At 71.6% G+C, this 16,459-nt stretch carries 20 protein-coding genes; 3 read left to right on the top strand and 17 right to left on the bottom strand.

What is annotated here, in order from left to right:
- Positions 1-77: 77 nt before the first annotated feature.
- The 9 genes from trpA to hisI all read right to left on the bottom strand — a co-directional run bounded on the left by trpA (position 78) and on the right by hisI (position 6,940).
- Positions 78-896 carry a tryptophan synthase subunit alpha gene (gene trpA, locus OG542_RS30270; RefSeq protein ID WP_328414906.1) on the bottom strand — a complete coding sequence of 273 codons (819 nt, stop codon included), beginning with the start codon at positions 894-896 and terminating at the stop codon, positions 78-80.
- A complete protein-coding gene (trpB, locus tag OG542_RS30265; RefSeq protein ID WP_328414904.1) occupies positions 893-2,179 on the bottom strand; it encodes a tryptophan synthase subunit beta in 1,287 nt (428 codons plus the stop codon). Before trpB ends, trpA begins: the two co-directional genes overlap by 4 nt.
- Positions 2,180-2,286: 107 nt before the next feature.
- A complete protein-coding gene (gene trpM, locus OG542_RS30260; protein WP_184596634.1) occupies positions 2,287-2,457 on the bottom strand; it encodes a tryptophan biosynthesis modulator TrpM in 171 nt (56 codons plus the stop codon).
- 21 nt (positions 2,458-2,478) lie between these two features.
- Complete coding sequence (gene trpC / locus OG542_RS30255; RefSeq protein WP_193480575.1) at positions 2,479-3,288, bottom strand: indole-3-glycerol phosphate synthase TrpC; 810 nt, start codon at positions 3,286-3,288, stop codon at positions 2,479-2,481.
- A 185-nt stretch (positions 3,289-3,473) separates the two neighbouring features.
- A complete protein-coding gene (locus OG542_RS30250; protein WP_311125172.1) occupies positions 3,474-3,908 on the bottom strand; it encodes a DUF2752 domain-containing protein in 435 nt (144 codons plus the stop codon).
- Between the two features lie 83 nt (positions 3,909-3,991).
- Positions 3,992-4,243, bottom strand: a complete 252-nt coding sequence (locus tag OG542_RS30245; protein ID WP_261681477.1) for an HGxxPAAW family protein — start codon at positions 4,241-4,243, stop codon at positions 3,992-3,994.
- A 134-nt stretch (positions 4,244-4,377) separates the two neighbouring features.
- Complete coding sequence (locus tag OG542_RS30240; protein WP_328414901.1) at positions 4,378-5,019, bottom strand: TIGR02234 family membrane protein; 642 nt, start codon at positions 5,017-5,019, stop codon at positions 4,378-4,380.
- A 41-nt stretch (positions 5,020-5,060) separates the two neighbouring features.
- A complete protein-coding gene (locus OG542_RS30235; protein WP_311125174.1) occupies positions 5,061-6,542 on the bottom strand; it encodes an anthranilate synthase component I in 1,482 nt (493 codons plus the stop codon).
- Between the two features lie 11 nt (positions 6,543-6,553).
- Positions 6,554-6,940, bottom strand: coding sequence for a phosphoribosyl-AMP cyclohydrolase (gene hisI, locus OG542_RS30230; protein ID WP_311125175.1), 387 nt, complete (start codon positions 6,938-6,940; stop codon positions 6,554-6,556).
- A 139-nt stretch (positions 6,941-7,079) separates the two neighbouring features.
- Between hisI and OG542_RS30225 the strand changes: the two genes are divergently transcribed.
- Positions 7,080-7,715 carry a TIGR03085 family metal-binding protein gene (locus OG542_RS30225; protein ID WP_328414899.1) on the top strand — a complete coding sequence of 212 codons (636 nt, stop codon included), beginning with the start codon at positions 7,080-7,082 and terminating at the stop codon, positions 7,713-7,715.
- A gap of 89 nt (positions 7,716-7,804) precedes the next feature.
- On the opposite strand, the gene hisF is transcribed toward OG542_RS30225, so the two are convergent.
- From hisF to hisD, 8 genes are read right to left on the bottom strand one after another with little or no spacing between them, the layout of a single operon-like run.
- The gene (gene hisF / locus OG542_RS30220) at positions 7,805-8,560 is read right to left on the bottom strand and encodes an imidazole glycerol phosphate synthase subunit HisF (RefSeq protein WP_328414897.1); all 756 of its coding nucleotides are present in this window, start codon (positions 8,558-8,560) and stop codon (positions 7,805-7,807) included.
- On the bottom strand, positions 8,557-8,961 hold the full coding sequence (locus OG542_RS30215; RefSeq protein ID WP_184596613.1) for a RidA family protein: 405 nt from the start codon (positions 8,959-8,961) through the stop codon (positions 8,557-8,559). Before OG542_RS30215 ends, hisF begins: the two co-directional genes overlap by 4 nt.
- Complete coding sequence (priA, locus tag OG542_RS30210) at positions 8,958-9,698, bottom strand: bifunctional 1-(5-phosphoribosyl)-5-((5-phosphoribosylamino)methylideneamino)imidazole-4-carboxamide isomerase/phosphoribosylanthranilate isomerase PriA (protein WP_328337951.1); 741 nt, start codon at positions 9,696-9,698, stop codon at positions 8,958-8,960. Before priA ends, OG542_RS30215 begins: the two co-directional genes overlap by 4 nt.
- Positions 9,698-10,360 carry an imidazole glycerol phosphate synthase subunit HisH gene (gene hisH, locus OG542_RS30205; RefSeq protein ID WP_328414895.1) on the bottom strand — a complete coding sequence of 221 codons (663 nt, stop codon included), beginning with the start codon at positions 10,358-10,360 and terminating at the stop codon, positions 9,698-9,700. Before hisH ends, priA begins: the two co-directional genes overlap by 1 nt.
- On the bottom strand, positions 10,357-10,521 hold the full coding sequence (locus OG542_RS30200; RefSeq protein WP_010039417.1) for a hypothetical protein: 165 nt from the start codon (positions 10,519-10,521) through the stop codon (positions 10,357-10,359). The genes hisH and OG542_RS30200 overlap by 4 nt, the downstream gene beginning before the upstream one ends.
- Positions 10,518-11,111 (bottom strand): imidazoleglycerol-phosphate dehydratase HisB, encoded by a 594-nt coding sequence (hisB, locus tag OG542_RS30195; protein ID WP_030248649.1) that lies wholly within the window; start codon positions 11,109-11,111, stop codon positions 10,518-10,520. The genes OG542_RS30200 and hisB overlap by 4 nt, the downstream gene beginning before the upstream one ends.
- Positions 11,108-12,220 (bottom strand): histidinol-phosphate transaminase, encoded by a 1,113-nt coding sequence (locus OG542_RS30190; RefSeq protein ID WP_328414893.1) that lies wholly within the window; start codon positions 12,218-12,220, stop codon positions 11,108-11,110. The genes hisB and OG542_RS30190 overlap by 4 nt, the downstream gene beginning before the upstream one ends.
- A complete protein-coding gene (gene hisD / locus OG542_RS30185) occupies positions 12,217-13,542 on the bottom strand; it encodes a histidinol dehydrogenase (protein ID WP_328414891.1) in 1,326 nt (441 codons plus the stop codon). The genes OG542_RS30190 and hisD overlap by 4 nt, the downstream gene beginning before the upstream one ends.
- 178 nt (positions 13,543-13,720) lie before the next feature.
- Here hisD and OG542_RS30180 point away from each other — a divergent pair, with 178 nt between their 5' ends.
- Together OG542_RS30180 and OG542_RS30175 are read left to right on the top strand one after the other, a co-directional pair.
- Positions 13,721-15,298: an oxidoreductase gene (locus OG542_RS30180; protein ID WP_311125180.1), complete on the top strand. Its 1,578-nt coding sequence runs from the start codon at positions 13,721-13,723 to the stop codon at positions 15,296-15,298.
- A gap of 121 nt (positions 15,299-15,419) precedes the next feature.
- Positions 15,420-16,451, top strand: coding sequence for a hypothetical protein (locus OG542_RS30175; RefSeq protein ID WP_311125181.1), 1,032 nt, complete (start codon positions 15,420-15,422; stop codon positions 16,449-16,451).
- Positions 16,452-16,459 lie beyond the last annotated feature (8 nt).

The following is a 16,459-nucleotide window of genomic DNA, read 5'->3' as shown; positions in this document are numbered from 1 at the left end:
ACGAACCGGGGAGGCGCACCGCGCCTCCCCGGCCCCAGGTCCACCCTTACGAGGGACCGGTATGACTTCCCGGTTTCTTACGCCTGTCCGCGCACGCCCTTCGCGAGGTCACCCGCGAGCGCGCGGACCGCCTCGACACCGGCCGCGTCGTCCGGGGCGTCCAGCATGGCCTTGACGAACGCCGAGCCGACGATCACGCCGTCGGCGAAGCGCGCGACCTCGGCGGCCTGGGTGGCGTTGGAGACGCCGAGCCCCACGCAGACCGGCAGGCCGGTGCCGGTGGCCCGGGTGCGTTCCACCAGGTTCTCGGCCTGCGAGCTGACGGTCGCGCGGGTGCCGGTGACGCCCATGAGGGAGGCGGCGTAGACGAAGCCGCTGCCCGCGGCGGTGATGTCCGCCAGCCGCTCGTCCTTGCTGCTGGGGGCGACGACGAAGACCGTGGCGAGCCCGTGCTTCTCCGCGTGCTCCCTCCACAGCGCCGACTCCTGCACGGGCAGGTCGGGCAGGATGCACCCGGCGCCGCCCGCCTCGGCGAGTTCGGCGGTGAAGCGCTCGACGCCGTAGCGGTCGATGGGGTTCCAGTACGTCATGACGAGGACCGGCTTGCCGGTGGCCCGGTGGGCCTCACGGACCGTGCGCATCACATCGGCGATCTTCAGGCCGCCGCGCAGGGCGATGTCGTCGGCGGTCTGGATGACGGGGCCGTCGAGGACGGGGTCGCTGTGCGGCAGACCGACCTCGACGACGTCGGCGCCGCCGTCGAGGGCGGCCTTGATCGCCTCGATGCCGCCGTCCACGGTCGGGAACCCGGCCGGGAGGTAGGCGATGAGCGCCGCACGCCCTTCGGACTTCGCCGCGGCGAGGGTGTCGCTCAACAGCTGCAGGTTGCCGCTCACTTGGCGTCCCCCTCGATCTCGGCGGTGTCGGTGTCCGCGTCGGCGGCGACCTCGGCGTCGGTGTCGTAGAGGCCGAAGTAGCGGGCGGCGGTGTCCATGTCCTTGTCGCCGCGGCCGGACAGGTTGACCACGATCAGCCCGTCCTTGCCCAGCTCCTTGCCGACCTCCAGGGCGCCGGCCAGCGCGTGGGCGCTCTCGATGGCCGGGATGATGCCCTCGGTACGGGACAGCAGGCGCAGGGCCTGCATGGCCGCGTCGTCCGTGACCGCGCGGTACTCGCCACGGCCGGAGTCCTTGAGGTAGGAGTGCTCGGGGCCGATGCCCGGGTAGTCCAGACCGGCCGAGATCGAGTACGGCTCGGTGATCTGGCCCTCGTCGTCCTGGAGGACGTACGAGCGGGAGCCGTGCAGGATGCCGGGCTCGCCGGCGGTCAGGGTGGCCGCGTGCTCGCCGGTCTCGACGCCGTGGCCCGCCGGCTCGCAGCCGATGAGGCGTACGTCCGTGTCCGGGATGAAGGCGTGGAAGAGGCCGATGGCATTGGAGCCGCCGCCGACGCAGGCGACGGCCGCGTCGGGGAGGCGTCCGGCGCGCTCCAGGAGCTGGCGGCGGGTCTCGACGCCGATGACCCGGTGGAAGTCGCGGACCATGGCCGGGAAGGGGTGCGGGCCGGCGACCGTACCGAAGAGGTAGTGCGTGTGGTCGACGTTGGCGACCCAGTCGCGGAAGGCCTCGTTGATGGCGTCCTTCAGCGTGCGGCTGCCGGACTTCACGGCGATGACCTCGGCGCCGAGCATGCGCATGCGGGCGACGTTGAGGGCCTGGCGCTGGGTGTCGATCTCGCCCATGTAGATCGTGCACTCGAGGCCGAAGAGTGCGCACGCGGTGGCCGTGGCGACGCCGTGCTGGCCGGCGCCCGTCTCGGCGATGACGCGGGTCTTGCCCATGCGCTTGGTGAGCAGGGCCTGGCCGAGCACGTTGTTGATCTTGTGGGAGCCGGTGTGGTTGAGGTCCTCCCGCTTCAGGAAGATCCGTGCGCCACCCGCTTCCGCGGCGAAGCGGGGGACCTCGGTGAGCGCCGAGGGGCGGCCGGTGTAGTTGACCAGGAGGTCGTCGAGCTCGCGAGCGAACTCGGGGTCGTGCTTGGCCTTGTCGTATTCGACGGCTACCTCGTCCACGGCGGCGACGAGGGCCTCCGGGATGAACTTGCCGCCGAACGCCCCGAAGTAGCCTTCGGGGCTGGGGGTTTGACCCTCGGGGTCGGGGATGAAGAACTGACTGGGCATGCGGAAACCTCACGGTGAGTGTGTGGGAATGCACTAATCGCCGTGGGGGCGGGGTTCGACTGTTGGCTGCGGACCGGCCGTGGCTGGTCGCGCAGTTCCCCGCGCCCCTAAAGGAAGGGGCGCTGCCATCGCATGCCGTTGACCTGCCCGGGTTCGTCACCGATGACGTAACGGACCCGGCGGCCGTGTACCCGGCGGGCCGGGGCGCGGCAGCCGCGGGGGCGGCAGCCGCGCGCGAGGCGGGCGTACCGGTCCACGGTCGTCATGGTGAGAGTCATCGGGGCAAGCCTAGCGGGAGATCAGCCCCGGCCGTGCCGGAGTGCGGGGTGTTCGCCCGCTGCCACCAGGTCCGAGACCGCCGTCTTGGGGTCCTTGCCGGTGACGAGGGACTCGCCGACCAGGACCGCGTCGGCGCCGGCGTTGGCGTAGGCGATGAGGTCGTGCGGGCCGCGGACGCCGGACTCGGCGATCTTGATGATGTGGTCGGGGATCTCCGGGGCCAGGCGCTCGAAGGTGCCGCGGTCGACCTCGAGGGTCTTGAGGTTGCGCGCGTTGACACCGATCACGCGTGCGCCCGCGTCGACCGCGCGCTCGACCTCGTCCTCGTCGTGCACCTCGACGAGCGGGGTGAGCCCGATGGACTCGGCACGCTCGATGAGGGACTCCAGGGCGGGCTGGTCGAGGGCCGCGACGATCAGCAGGACGACGTCGGCGCCGTAGGCCCGGGCCTCCCAGAGCTGGTACGACGTGACGACGAAGTCCTTGCGGAGGACGGGGATGTCGACGCGAGCACGGACCGCCTCGAGGTCGGCGAGCGAGCCCCCGAAGCGCCGCTGTTCCGTCAGCACCGAGATGACGGCCGCGCCGCCCGCCTCGTAGTCCGCTGCGAGCCCGGCCGGGTCGGCGATCGCGGCCAGCGCGCCCTTGGACGGGCTGGAGCGCTTGACCTCACAGATGACCTTGACGCCGTCGCCGCGGAGTGCCGCCGCGCCGTCCTTGGCCGCGGGAGCCTTCGCCGCGCGCTCCTTGAGCTCGTCGAGGCTGACGCGCGCCTGCCGCTCCGCGAGGTCGGCACGGACTCCGTCGATGATCTCGTCGAGCACACTCACGCGAGCGGCCCCCTTCCAGACGGTTGACAGTTCCAGCGACCAGTCGAAAACCGATGGTCACTGCGATGGTATCCGCAGCGGGGCGTAGGCCTCACATCCGGTTGACGCCGGTCCCTCCCCCACCCTCGAACCAGCTTCGCATGCTCGGACGGGAGGTGCCCCCGTACTGGACGTCTGCCAGTTGATCAAGGGTGGAGCCAGCCACCGAAGGGCAGGTTCCGGACAACCGTGAAGACCAGCAGCAACGCGCCGAAGGTCCACACCTGCGCCGGCCGGGGATCGATCCGCAGCGGGCGCCCGCGGACCGCGTGGACCACCCATACGGTCCACAGTACGGCGAAGCCCAGATAGCCGAGGACGGCGAGCGCGTTGCCCTGGAGTGCCGCCGCGACGTCGCCGTGCACGAAGGCGTGCGCGCTGCGCAGTCCGCCGCAGCCGGGGCAGTACAGGCCGGTGTAGTGCAGCAGCGGGCAGACGGGGTAGTGGCCGGGTTCGTTGGGGTCCACCGCGCCCACGTAGGCGAAGGCGGCGGCCACGGCCGCGAGCACCCCTGCGGGGGCGGCCAGGCGGCTCGGGACGCTGCGCGTCACCCTTCGGCTGTCGGCGTTCACGGTATGCATTGTGCCCCGCACGCGCGTGAGGGGCGGTCCCGGCATCCGAGTGCCGGCCGCCCCTCACGCGACAACGCGGTGTGTTCCGGGGATCAGCCCTCGGCGCGCGCCGGCTCGCGGTCGCCGGTCATCGCGTGCGGCTGGTGCAGGTCCTTCGGCTGGCCCATGCCCATCACCCGCATGACCGCGCCGACGACACCGCCGAGCAGCACGACCACCATGCCCGCCCAGAAGCCCAGCGGCTGGTCCAACACCATGAACGCGCCCGAGACGCAGAAACCGATGAAGGCGATCGTGACACCGGTCCAGGCGGCCGGGGTGTGACCGTGGCTGCTGCCCGCCATTGCTTGCTCCTTGTTGCTGTATGCGTGTCTGAGCAGGACGCTCGCGCCCATTGTCCCGCACGTGCGCGCGTCCGGTGAGCGGGGGTACTCCCTCCGCTTCTCGTACCGTGTGCACCCGTGCGGCTCAGGGGTCCTTACGCCCCGGTCGGGTCCTCGCCCCGGTCGAGGGCCTTCCACAGGTCCTCGGGCCGGTCGGGGTCGACGGCGGGGGCCTTGCGGCGCGGCCGGGGCGTGCCGTCCCGCTCGTAGCGGCCGGACATCGCGGGCCACAGCCGGCCGTAGCGCAGGGCGAGCAGTCCGGCCAGGAGGAGCAGGACGCCACCGACGGCGGCGACGTAGGGCCAGGCGGTGTGGCTGAGGGCCGCCACGGAGGCGGAGGTGTCGCCGGAGGCCTCGGCCGCCTTCTCGTCGAGTGCGGAGCTGTCGGAGGCGCCGAGCACGGCGGCGGCGACGGTGCCCGCGCCGGAGAGCGTCAGCAGGGCGGCCACGATGACGCGGCCGCTCCGGCGGACGGCGAAGACGGCGACGAGCGAGGCGAGGCCCACGATGGCGAGCGCCGCGGGGACGCCCGTGACGTCGCTGCCCGTGGCGGTCAGGGGGAAGGCGCCACCGGCCACCGTCGCGGTGCCCTCCGCCCATTGCTGCCGTGTGGCGAGCAGGGCCACCGCCGCGCCGAGCGCGCCGCACAGCAGCGCGACGGCGAGGCTACGGCGGCCGGCCCGGGGGGATCCGGAGGCCTGGGAACGTGGGTGCGGTACGGCAGTCACGTACCCCACTATCGCCTGAACCCCGGGCGAACCGTCACCCGGGGCTCATCTCAGGCCTTTCCCAGCCGGTTCGCCGTGTGGACGGCCCGCAGGACCGCCGCCGCCTTGTTGCGGCACTCCGTGTCCTCGGCGACCGGGTCGGAGTCGGCGACGATGCCCGCGCCCGCCTGGACGTAGGCGGTGCCGTCGCGCAGCAGGGCCGTACGGATGGCGATGGCGGTGTCGGAGTCGCCCGCGAAGTCGAGATAGCCGACGCAGCCGCCGTACAGCCCGCGCCGGGACGGTTCGAGTTCGTCGATGATCTGCATGGCTCGGGGCTTCGGGGCGCCGGAGAGGGTGCCGGCCGGGAAGCAGGCGGTGAGGACGTCGAAGGCCGTGCGGCCCGGGGCGACGCGGCCCGTCACCGTCGAGACGATGTGCATGACGTGCGAGTACTTCTCGATGGACATGAAGTCGACGACCTCGACCGAGCCGGGCTCGCAGACCCGCCCCAGGTCGTTGCGGCCCAGGTCGACGAGCATGAGGTGCTCGGCGCGCTCCTTGGGGTCGGCGAGGAGTTCGTCGGCGAGGGCCTGGTCCTCCTGCGGGGTGGCGCCGCGCCAGCGGGTGCCGGCGATGGGGTGGACCATGGCCCGGCCGTCCTCGACCTTGACCAGGGCCTCGGGGGACGAGCCGGCGACGTCGAACCCGTCGAAGCGGAACAGGTACATGTACGGGGACGGGTTGGTCGCCCTGAGGACCCGGTAGACGTCCAGCGCGCTCGCCGTGCACGGCGTCTCGAAGCGCTGGGAGGGGACGACCTGGAAGGCCTCGCCCGCGCGGATGCGCTCCTTGATGTCCTCGACGGCCTCCTGGAAGTCGGGGCCGCCCCAGAGCGCGGAGTACTCGGGGAGCTCGGAGGGCGGCAGGACGGCGGGGGGCTGGGCCACCGCGCGCGAGAGGTCCGCCTCCATGGCGTCGAGGCGGGCGATCGCGTCCGCGTACGCCTCGTCGACACCGGTGTCGAGGTCGTTGTGGTTGATCGCGTTGGCGATCAGCAGGACCGAGCCCTCCCAGTGGTCCATGACGGCGAGGTCGCTGGTGAGGAGCATGGTCAGCTCGGGGAGCTTCAGGTCGTCGCGCTCGCCGGGGCCGATCTTCTCCAGGCGGCGGACGATGTCGTAGCCGAGATAGCCCACCATGCCGCCGGTGAAGGGCGGCATGCCGTCCTGGTGCGGGGTGTGCAGGGCCTCGATGGTGGCGCGCAGGGCGGCGAGCGGGTCGCCGTCGGTGGGGACGCCGACGGGCGGGGTGCCGAGCCAGTGCGCCTGTCCGTCGCGCGTGGTCAGCGTGCCGGCGCTGCGGACTCCGACGAACGAGTACCGGGACCAGGAGCGGCCGTTCTCGGCGGACTCCAGCAGGAAGGTGCCGGGGCGCTCGGCGGCGAGCTTGCGGTAGAGCGCGACCGGGGTGTCGCCGTCGGCTAGGAGCTTGCGGGTGACCGGGATGACCCGCCGGTCGGTGGCGAGCTTGCGGAACGTCTCGAGGTCCATGGCGGCTGACCCTACTGATCCGCGGCGGTGGCGTCCGAACCGCCGTCCTTGAGCAGCACGTCCTCGTCGAAGCAGGTGCGGGCTCCGGTGTGGCAGGCGGCGCCGACCTGGTCGACCTTGACGAGCACGGTGTCGGCGTCGCAGTCGAGGGCGACGGACTTGACCCACTGGAAGTGGCCGGAGGTGTCGCCCTTGACCCAGTACTCCCGGCGGCTGCGGGACCAGTACGTGCAGCGGCCGGTGGTCAGGGTGCGATGCAGTGCCTCGTCGTCCATCCAGCCGAGCATCAGCACCTCTCCGGTGTCGTACTGCTGGGCGATGGCGGGCAGGAGGCCGTCGGCGCTGCGCTTGAGGCGCGCGGCGATCTCCGGGTCGAGGCGGCTGGGCGTGCTGGTCATGGGTTCCATTGTGCCGGGCGCCACTGACAGGCACGGTGGAGTGTCCACTGGTTGGAAAAGGCGGCGCGAAGCGTCTCAATGGGGGGTGGCGGTCGGGTGACGGGTGGGCGGACCGAGAACACGGTCGTAGGCTGGCCCCATGTCGACCCATGCCAAGCGTGAACGACTTCTCCTCGCCGATCTGTTGGAGACCGCGGGCCCGGACGCGCCCACCCTGTGCGAGGGCTGGACGACCCGGGACCTCGCCGCGCACGTGGTGGTGCGCGAGCGCCGCCCGGACGCCGCCGGCGGGATACTGATCAAGCAGCTCGCGTCGCGCCTGGACCGGGTGATGGCGGAGTACACCGACAAGCCGTACGAGGAGCTGATCCAGCTGATCCGTACGGGCCCGCCGCGTTTCTCGCCCTTCTCCCTCAAGCCGGTCGACGAGATGTCGAACATCATCGAGTTCTACGTCCACGCGGAGGACGTCCGGCGCGCCCAGCCCGACTGGTCCGTGCGCGAGCTCGACGCGGTCTTCCAGGACGCCCTGTGGTCCCGTCTGGAGCGCACCGCCCGGCTGATGGGCCGCGGCCTCCCGACGGGCCTGGTCCTGCGCCGCCCCGACGGCCAGACGACGGTCGCCCAGCGCGGCACACCGGTGGTCACGGTGACCGGCGAGCCGTCCGAGCTGGTCCTGTTCTCCTACGGCCGGCAGAGCGCGGCCAAGGTCGACCTGGACGGCGACGAGAACGCGATCGCGAAGCTGCACGAGACGAAGCAGCTGGGCATCTGAGACGACCTGCTCAGCGAGGAGCGCGCAAGTGGTGAAAGAGCCCCGGCCGCACTGGGCGGCCGGGGCTGTGACAGGGCTCTGAAGGGAGGTCACCTCACCGGGTGACCCGCCTCCCGCAGCGTCTCCTTGACCTCTCCGATGCGCAGGTCCCCGAAGTGGAAGACCGACGCGGCCAGCACCGCGTCCGCGCCCGCCCCGACGGCCGGGGGGAAGTCGGTCAGTTGGCCGGCGCCGCCCGAGGCGATGACGGGGACGGTCACGTGCTTGCGTACGGCCCGGATCATCTCCAGGTCGTAGCCGTCCTTCGTGCCGTCCGCGTCCATCGAGTTGAGCAGGATCTCACCCGCGCCCAGCTCGGCGGCCCGGTGTGCCCACTCGACGGCGTCGATGCCGGTGCCGCGACGGCCGCCGTGGGTGGTCACCTCGAAGGAGCCCGACTCGGTGCGGCGGGCGTCCACCGAGAGGACCAGCACCTGCCGGCCGAAGCGCTCGGCGATCTCGCGGATCAGCTCGGGACGCGCGATGGCGGCGGTGTTGACGCCCACCTTGTCCGCGCCCGCGCGAAGCAGCTTGTCCACGTCCTCGGCGGTACGCACACCGCCGCCGACCGTGAGCGGGATGAACACCTGCTCGGCCGTGCGGCGCACCACGTCGTACGTCGTCTCACGGTTGCCCGACGAGGCGGTGATGTCCAGGAACGTCAGCTCGTCGGCGCCCTCGGCGTCGTACACCTTGGCCATCTCGACGGGGTCGCCCGCGTCGCGCAGGTTCTGGAAGTTGACGCCCTTGACGACCCGGCCGTTGTCCACGTCCAGGCAGGGGATGACTCGGACCGCCAGGGTCATGAATCCACGGCTCCTCTATACGCTTCCACTTCGACTGACACCAGGACCCGCGAGTCGATGAAGCCCTCCACGACCAGCAGGGTCGTGACCGGGCGTACGGAGTCGAACAGCTCCTTGTGGGCGCGGCCCACCGCATCGACATCGCGCGAATGTGCCAGGCACACACGGGTCCGGATCACGGACTCGATGCCGAGCCCGAACTCACCGATCGCCTCGACCGCACTGGCGAAGGCCACCCTGGTCTGTTCGTACGGGTCACCGTCGCCGTACAGCACGTCGCCCTTGAAGGCGGTCGTGCCCGCCACGATGACACGGTCACCCGCCGCCACGGCCCGTGCAAAACCGAAGGACTCTTCCCAGGGACTTCCGCTCTGCACGCGCCGTACGGCTTCGGATGTCATGACGCCACAGCCTCCAAGGCTTCTTCCAGGGTGAACGCCTTCGCGTACAGGGCCTTCCCGACGATGGCCCCCTCGACACCGGCCGGGACGAGACCGGCGATCGCCCGCAGGTCGTCCAGCGACGACACGCCGCCGGAGGCGACGACCGGGCGGTCGGTGGCCGCGCAGACGTTCTTCAGGAGTTCCAGGTTCGGGCCCTGGAGCGTGCCGTCCTTGGCGATGTCCGTGACGACGTACCGCGCGCAGCCCTCCTTGTCGAGGCGCGCCAGCGTCTCGTAGAGGTCGCCGCCGTCGCGGGTCCAGCCCCGGCCGCGCAGGGTCGTGCCGCGTACGTCGAGACCGACGGCGATCTTGTCGCCGTGCTCGGCGATGACCTTGGCGACCCACTCGGGGGTCTCCAGGGCGGCCGTGCCGAGGTTCACCCGGGTGCAGCCGGTGGCCAGGGCGGCGGCGAGGGTGTCGTCGTCGCGGATGCCGCCGGACAGCTCCACCTTGATGTCCATCGCCTTCGCGACCTCGGCGATCAGCTCACGGTTGTTCCCGGTGCCGAACGCGGCGTCCAGGTCGACCAGGTGCAGCCACTCGGCGCCGGAGCGCTGCCAGGCGAGGGCGGCGTCCAGGGGGGAGCCGTAGGAGGTCTCCGTGCCGGACTCGCCGTGCACCAGGCGGACCGCCTGGCCGTCACGGACGTCGACGGCGGGGAGGAGTTCGAGCTTCGCGGGAGACTTCGGGGGCATCAGAGGGTTCCGATCCAGTTGTTCAGCAGCTGCGCTCCGGCGTCGCCGGACTTCTCGGGGTGGAACTGCGTGGCCCACAGGGCGCCGTTCTCGACGGCCGCGACGAACGGCTTGCCGTGCGTGGACCAGGTCACCTTGGGGGGCTCGAGAGTCGGGTTGTGGGTCTCCAGCGACCAGTCGTGGACGGCGTAGGAGTGCACGAAGTAGAAGCGCGCGTCCGTGTCCAGGCCGGCGAACAGCCGCGAGCCGGCCGCGGCCTCCACGGTGTTCCATCCCATGTGGGGCACGACGTCGGCCTGGAGCGGCTCGACCGAGCCCGGCCACTCGTCGAGGCCGTCGGTCTCCACGCCGTGCTCGATGCCGCGCGCGAAGAGGATCTGCATGCCGACGCAGATGCCCATGACCGGGCGGCCGCCGGACAGCCTGCGGTCGACGATCCAGTCGCCGCGCACCTCGCGCAGGCCCTTCATGCAGGAGGCGAAGGCGCCTACGCCCGGGACGAGCAGCCCGTCGGCGTTCATGGCCTTGTCGTAGTCACGCGTGATCTCGACGTCGGCTCCCGCGCGCGCGAGGGCACGCTCGGCGGAGCGGACGTTGCCGAAGCCGTAGTCGAAGACGACAACCTTCTTCCGCGTCTTCGGTGTCTGCTGAGGGGCGCTCAATTCCACACCTCCAGCCGCACGACGCCGGCCGCCAGGCACATCGCGGCACCGATCGACAGCAGCACGATCAGGCCCTTGGGCATCTTCTGCTTGACGAAGGAGTAGATCCCGCCGACGAGGAACAGGCCGACGACGATCAGCAGGGTCGAGATGCCGTTCACAGGGCGCCCTTCGTGGACGGGAGGATGCCGGCCGCGCGCGGGTCGCGCTCGGACGCGTAGCGCAGGGCCCGGGCCAGCGCCTTGAACTGGCACTCCACGATGTGGTGCGCGTTGCGCCCGTAGGGCACGTGCACGTGCAGCGCGATCTGGGCCTGGGCCACGAAGGACTCCAGGATGTGCCGCGTCATCGTGGTGTCGTACTCGCCGATCATCGGCGCCATCTTCTCGGGCTCGGTGTGCACGAGGTAGGGGCGGCCGGACAGGTCGACGGTGACCTGCGCGAGGGACTCGTCCAGCGGGACCGTGCAGTTGCCGAAGCGGTAGATCCCCACCTTGTCGCCGAGGGCCTGCTTGAAGGCGGCGCCGAGCGCGAGGGCGGTGTCCTCGATGGTGTGGTGCGAGTCGATGTGCAGATCGCCCTCGGTCTTCACGGTCAGGTCGAAGAGACCGTGCCGGCCGAGCTGGTCGAGCATGTGGTCGTAGAAGCCGACGCCGGTGGAGATCTCCGTCTTGCCGGTGCCGTCGAGGTCTATCTCGACGAGGACCGTGGTCTCCTTGGTCGTCCGCTCCACGCGTCCGGTGCGGCTCATTGACTCTGCTCCTTTTTCAGTGCACGGACCGCGTCGAGGAACGCGTCGTTCTCTTCGGGGGTCCCGGCTGACACCCGCAGCCACCCGGGGATGCCGTTGTCCCGGACCAGAACGCCCTGGTCGAGGATCTCCTGCCAGGCCGTGTGCGAGTCCTCGAACCTGCCGAACTGCACGAAGTTGGCATCGGACTCGACGACCTCGTAGCCGGTCGCGCGCAGTTCGCGCACCAGCCGGTCCCGCTCGGCCTTGAGCTGCTCGACGTAGCCCAGCAGCGTTTCGGTGTGCTCCAGGGCGGCCAGGGCGGTCGCCTGCGTGACGGCCGAGAGGTGGTACGGCAGCCGGACGAGCTGGACGGCGTCCACGACGGCCGGGTGCGCGGCGAGGTAGCCGAGGCGCAGGCCCGCCGCGCCGAACGCCTTCGACATCGTGCGCGAGACGACGAGGTTCGGGCGCCCGTCGAGCAGCGGCAGCAGCGAGTCGCCGTGGCTGAACTCGATGTACGCCTCGTCGACCACGACCATCGACGGCTTCGCCGTCTGCGCGGCCTCGTACAGCGCGAGGACCGTCTCGGGCGGGACCGCGTTGCCCGTGGGGTTGTTGGGGGTGGTGACGAAGACGACGTCGGGGCGGTGCTCGGCGATCGCCTTCTCGGCGGCCGCGACGTCGATCGTGAAGTCCTCGTTCCGGGGACCGGAGATCCAGGCCGTGCCCGTGCCGCGTGAGATGAGCCCGTGCATCGAGTACGACGGCTCGAAGCCGATCGCCGTACGGCCTGGCCCGCCGAAGGTCTGCAGCAGCTGCTGGATGACCTCGTTGGAGCCGTTGGCCGCCCAGACGTTGGCCAGGCCGACCTCGTGGCCGGAGGTGTCCGTCAGGTACTCGGCGAGCCTGGTGCGCAGCTCGACCGCGTCCCGGTCCGGGTAGCGGTTGAGGTTGCGGGCCGCGTCACGGACCCGCTCGGCGATGCGCTCGACCAGCGGCTCGGGCAGCGGGTAGGGGTTCTCGTTGGTGTTCAGCCGTACGGGGACGTCCAGCTGGGGCGCGCCGTAGGGGGACTTGCCGCGCAGCTCGTCCCGTACGGGGAGATCGTCGATACGTACGTCGCTCACTTGCTCTCGGGTACCTTCCAACCGAACCGTGCCTTGATCGCCGCGCCGTGCGCGGGCAGGTCCTCCGCCTCCGCCAGCGTCACCACATGGTGCGCGACCTCGGCCAGCGCGTCCCGCGTGTAGTCGACGATGTGGATGCCGCGCAGGAAGGACTGGACGGACAGGCCGGAGGAGTGGCAGGCGCAGCCGCCGGTGGGCAGGACGTGGTTGGAGCCGGCCGCGTAGTCGCCGAGGGAGACCGGGGCCCAGGGGCCGATGAAGATCGCGCCGGCGTTGCGGACCCGGTCGGCCACCGCCGCGGCGTCGGCCGTCTGGATCTCCAGGTGCTCGGCGCCGTACGCGTCGACCACCCTCAGGCCCTCGTCGACACCGTCGACCAGCACGATCGCGGACTGCTTGCCGGACAGGGCCGGGACGATCCGGTCGTCGACGTGCTTGGTGGCCGCGACCTGCGGCTCCAGCTCCTTCTCCACGGCGTCCGCCAGCTCGACGGAGTCGGTGACGAGCACGGCGGCGGCCAGCGGGTCGTGCTCGGCCTGGCTGATCAGGTCGGAGGCGACGTGCACCGGGTCGGCCGTGTCGTCGGCGAGGACCGCGATCTCGGTCGGGCCGGCCTCGGCGTCGATGCCGATCTTGCCGGTGAAGTAGCGCTTGGCGGCGGCGACCCAGATGTTGCCGGGGCCGGTGACCATGTCGGCGGGCGCGCAGGACTCGGTGCCGTACGCGAACATCGCGACGGCCGTGGCACCGCCGGCCGCGTACACCTCGTCGACGCCGAGCAGCGCGCACGCGGCGAGGATGGTCGGGTGCGGCAGGCCGTTGAATTCCGCCTGGGCGGGAGAGGCGAGCGCGACGGACTCGACGCCGGCCTCCTGCGCGGGCACGGCGTTCATGATCACGGAGGACGGATACACGGAGCGGCCGCCGGGCGCGTAGAGCCCGACCCGCTGGACCGGTACCCACTTCTCGGTCACGGCGCCACCGGGCACGACCTGGGTGGTGTGCGTGTCGCGGCGCTGCGCGCGGTGCACGATCCGGGCGCGGCGGATGGACTCCTCCAGGGCCGCGCGCACGGCCGGGTCGAGTTCCTCCAGCGCGCGGGTGAGAGCGGCGGCCGGCACCCGCACCTGGTCGAGCCTGACCCCGTCGAACCGCTCGGTGAAATCGATCAGCGCCGCGTCGCCCCGATGATGCACGTCCTCGCAGATCGGACGCACCTTCTCCAGGGCGGCCGCTACGTCGAATTCGGCTCGGGGCAGCAGGTCACGCAGGGCGGTGCCCTCGGGGAGGGCGTCGCCGCGCAGATCGATTCGGGAGATCACGTGCTCAATTCTCTCAGACCCGGGTCAGGCGTCGTCCGCGCGTATCAATGGCTGATACAGAACGCCGCGGAAAGCCGGAGGATCCCCTTCACGTTTCGCGTTCGGGGCGTTACTCAGCGGGCATGAACAGTTGTATGAAGGAACCAACCCGCGAGTACCCGGGGAGGAAGGGAACGACGTGACCGAGGGGGCCGGCGTGCGTGCCGGGGATGTGCCCGAAGACCTGACCGCGGTCGAGGCCGGCATGTGGCAGGCCTTCCGCGACGGCAGCGTGTACGACCTGAGCAGCGGCGACCCGCTGGTGGACGATCCGCACGGCGGCCGGCCGTGGGGCGAGGAGCGGACCGTGCGGGCCCGGGTCGTCTGCTGGCTGCTCCTCGACGGCCCGCCCGCCCTGGCCGGCCGGGTGTCGGCGCTGAAGCTGGCCGGCATACGCATCAGCGGCTCGCTGGATCTCGCGGGGGGCACGGTGGTGCCGTACGTCGAGATGCGACAGTGCCGGTTCGAGCAGGACGTGCTGCTGCCGGAGGCCCGCTTCACGACCGTACGGATGGTGGACTGCTCGGTGCCGCGGCTCGAGGCGGCCCGGGTGCAGACGGAGGGCGATCTGCATCTGCCGCGCTGCCGCTTCCATCGCGGCATCCGGCTCACGGACGCGCAGATCGGCACGGACCTGATGCTCAACCAGGCGATCGTGCACCGGGACCGCAGCGGCCGGTCGATCGCCGCGGACGGCCTGACAGTCGGCCAGGACTTACAGGCAGAGCTGCTGGAGTCGCACGGCGAGCTGAGCCTGCGCGCCGCCACCATCGGCGTCTCGCTGAGCCTGCGCGGGGCGCGCCTGGCCAACCCCTACGAGCGGCTCGCGATGAACGCCCCGCAGCTGACCGTCGAGCGCAGCCTGTATTTGACCCCGGCTGGGGTCGGCGCCCAGGCGATGAGCGGGATGACCCCGGCGCGCGGCACACGGATCCAGCGGTTCGAGTGCGAGGGCGGGATACGGCTCGACGACGGGCGGTTCGGAGACGCCGTCGACTTCGAGCGGGCCCGGTTCGCCCTCACCGACGACCAGGAGCTGTCGCTGCGCCGGGTGCAGACACCCGAGCTGCGGTTCCTCGGGGAGCATCCGGAGCGCGGGCGGGTGGTGCTGTCGGGGGCGAAGATCATCAACCTGATGGACCGGGCGGACGCCTGGCCCGGCCCGGGGCGGCTGCACATGGGCGGCTTCGCCTACGAGAACCTCGTGCCGCGCGGCCCGTTCCCGCTGGCCGAGCGGCTGGACTGGGTGGCGGCGGCGACCGCCGAGTACAACCCGGAGCCGTACGAGCGTCTCGCGTCCGTGCTGCGGGCCGGCGGGGAGGACGAGGACGCCCGCGAGGTGCTGCTGGCCAAGCAGCGCCGGCACCGCGAGAGCCTCCCGCCGGCGGCCAAGCTGTGGGGCTATGTTCAGGACTGGACGGTCGCCTACGGGTACCGGCCGGGCCGGGCCGCCGTATGGATGGCGGTGCTGTGGGCAGCGGGCTCGCTCGCTTTCGCGCAGGCCGGCCATCCGCCGCTGAAGCGGGGCGAGCATCCGGAGTGGAGCCCCGCGCTCTTCACGCTCGATCTGCTGCTGCCGGTCATCGACCTGGGCCAGGTGGGTTTCTGGCAGTTGCGCGGGGGCTGGCAGTGGCTGGCGACGGCGATGATCCTGCTGGGCTGGATCCTGGCGACGACGGTGGCGGCGGGGGCCACACGGTTGCTGCGGCGCAACTGATGTTGCGGGTGTGACCACAGTTGTTGAACTGTCACATTTTTACCTTCTCTTGACCATGAGGCGTACAACTTTCGGCGAGTTCCCCGAACCATCTGGCGCCGCTGTGACCAGCGGACTTTCAATGGTCGACACCATGGCTCTGCAGCTGCCGTTCATCCGCGCGAGCCGGATGACAAGGACCGTTTCCCACCCCGTCAGCGGGCCGTCCGCCGACGACGAGGTGCTGCTCGACGCGCCCGACGCGCGGCTGAGTCCGGCACTGGTCGCCGCCGCCCGCGGCGACCACGGACCGGCCGCCGCGCTGCTCCTCGCCACCCGCGCGGCATCCGAGTGGGAGCGGCGCGACCGGTACGTGACCCGGCTGGCCGCCTTCGCCCGCTCGCGCCCCGAATGGCTGGACGCCTGGCTCGCCACCGCCCCGCACGACCCCGACGCGCTGCTGCTCGGGGCCCAGCTGGCGGTGGACCGCGCCTGGCTCTCACCGGCCCGTACCGAGCTGCTGCGCGAGGTGAGCCCGCTGCTCACGGCCTCGGCCCGGGGCGACCGGCGGGACCCGGTGCCGTGGCGGCTCGCGCTCGACCACGCGCGGGGCGCGCAGGCCGGGCACAAGTACTTCGAGGAGCTGTGGGCGGCGGCCGTACGCCGTGCCCCGCACCACTACGGCTGTCATGTGGCGGCCCTGCGCTATCTGGCCGCCTCCTGGCACGGTTCGCACCAGGAGTGCTTCGACTTCGCCGACCGGGCCGCACAGGACGCGCCCGCCGACGCGCTCGCCCAGGCTCTCCCGCTGTGGGCGGCCTTCGGCTACCTGACCGACGGCTGCGGGCCCGAGGTGCCGCGCGCGCGGCTGGACGCGGCCGCCGACCGGGCGATCGCGCTGTCCCCGCTGCTGCCGGCGGCCGACCCCTGGCCCGCCCGGATGCGGAACCTGCTGATCTTCGTCCTGGTGTGCCTGGAGCGCTGGCCGGACGCCACCGAGCAACTGCGGCTGAACGGCCCGTACGCCACCTCGTTCCCCTGGGACCAGGTGTCGGACGACCCGCTCGGACACTTCCTGCGGGTACGCGACGACGTCCGGGCCGCGACGGCAGGTCAGCCGTCCTGGCATCCACGGAGTGAACGGGGCGGACGAGTCCGCTCCGGCGACCATTAGGCTTTTGC

Origin of the sequence: Streptomyces violaceus (assembly GCF_036014075.1) — a bacterium.
Taxonomy (GTDB): domain Bacteria; phylum Actinomycetota; class Actinomycetes; order Streptomycetales; family Streptomycetaceae; genus Streptomyces; species Streptomyces violaceus.
This window is presented reverse-complemented; position numbering and strand designations above follow the sequence as displayed.

Excerpts from the sequence above, each read along its gene's own strand:
- trpB (WP_328414904.1), bottom strand. The coding sequence starts at position 2,179 with ATGCCCAGTCAGTTCTTCATCCCCGACCCCGAGGGTCAAACCCCCAGC.
- trpM (WP_184596634.1), bottom strand. The coding sequence starts at position 2,457 with ATGACTCTCACCATGACGACCGTGGACCGGTACGCCCGCCTCGCGCGC.
- OG542_RS30250 (WP_311125172.1), bottom strand. The coding sequence starts at position 3,908 with ATGCATACCGTGAACGCCGACAGCCGAAGGGTGACGCGCAGCGTCCCG.
- OG542_RS30245 (WP_261681477.1), bottom strand. The coding sequence starts at position 4,243 with ATGGCGGGCAGCAGCCACGGTCACACCCCGGCCGCCTGGACCGGTGTC.
- OG542_RS30235 (WP_311125174.1), bottom strand. The coding sequence starts at position 6,542 with ATGGACCTCGAGACGTTCCGCAAGCTCGCCACCGACCGGCGGGTCATC.
- hisI (WP_311125175.1), bottom strand. The coding sequence starts at position 6,940 with ATGACCAGCACGCCCAGCCGCCTCGACCCGGAGATCGCCGCGCGCCTC.
- OG542_RS30225 (WP_328414899.1), top strand. The coding sequence starts at position 7,080 with ATGTCGACCCATGCCAAGCGTGAACGACTTCTCCTCGCCGATCTGTTG.
- hisF (WP_328414897.1), bottom strand. The coding sequence starts at position 8,560 with ATGACCCTGGCGGTCCGAGTCATCCCCTGCCTGGACGTGGACAACGGC.
- OG542_RS30215 (WP_184596613.1), bottom strand. The coding sequence starts at position 8,961 with ATGACATCCGAAGCCGTACGGCGCGTGCAGAGCGGAAGTCCCTGGGAA.
- priA (WP_328337951.1), bottom strand. The coding sequence starts at position 9,698 with ATGCCCCCGAAGTCTCCCGCGAAGCTCGAACTCCTCCCCGCCGTCGAC.
- hisB (WP_030248649.1), bottom strand. The coding sequence starts at position 11,111 with ATGAGCCGCACCGGACGCGTGGAGCGGACGACCAAGGAGACCACGGTC.
- OG542_RS30175 (WP_311125181.1), top strand. The coding sequence starts at position 15,420 with ATGGTCGACACCATGGCTCTGCAGCTGCCGTTCATCCGCGCGAGCCGG.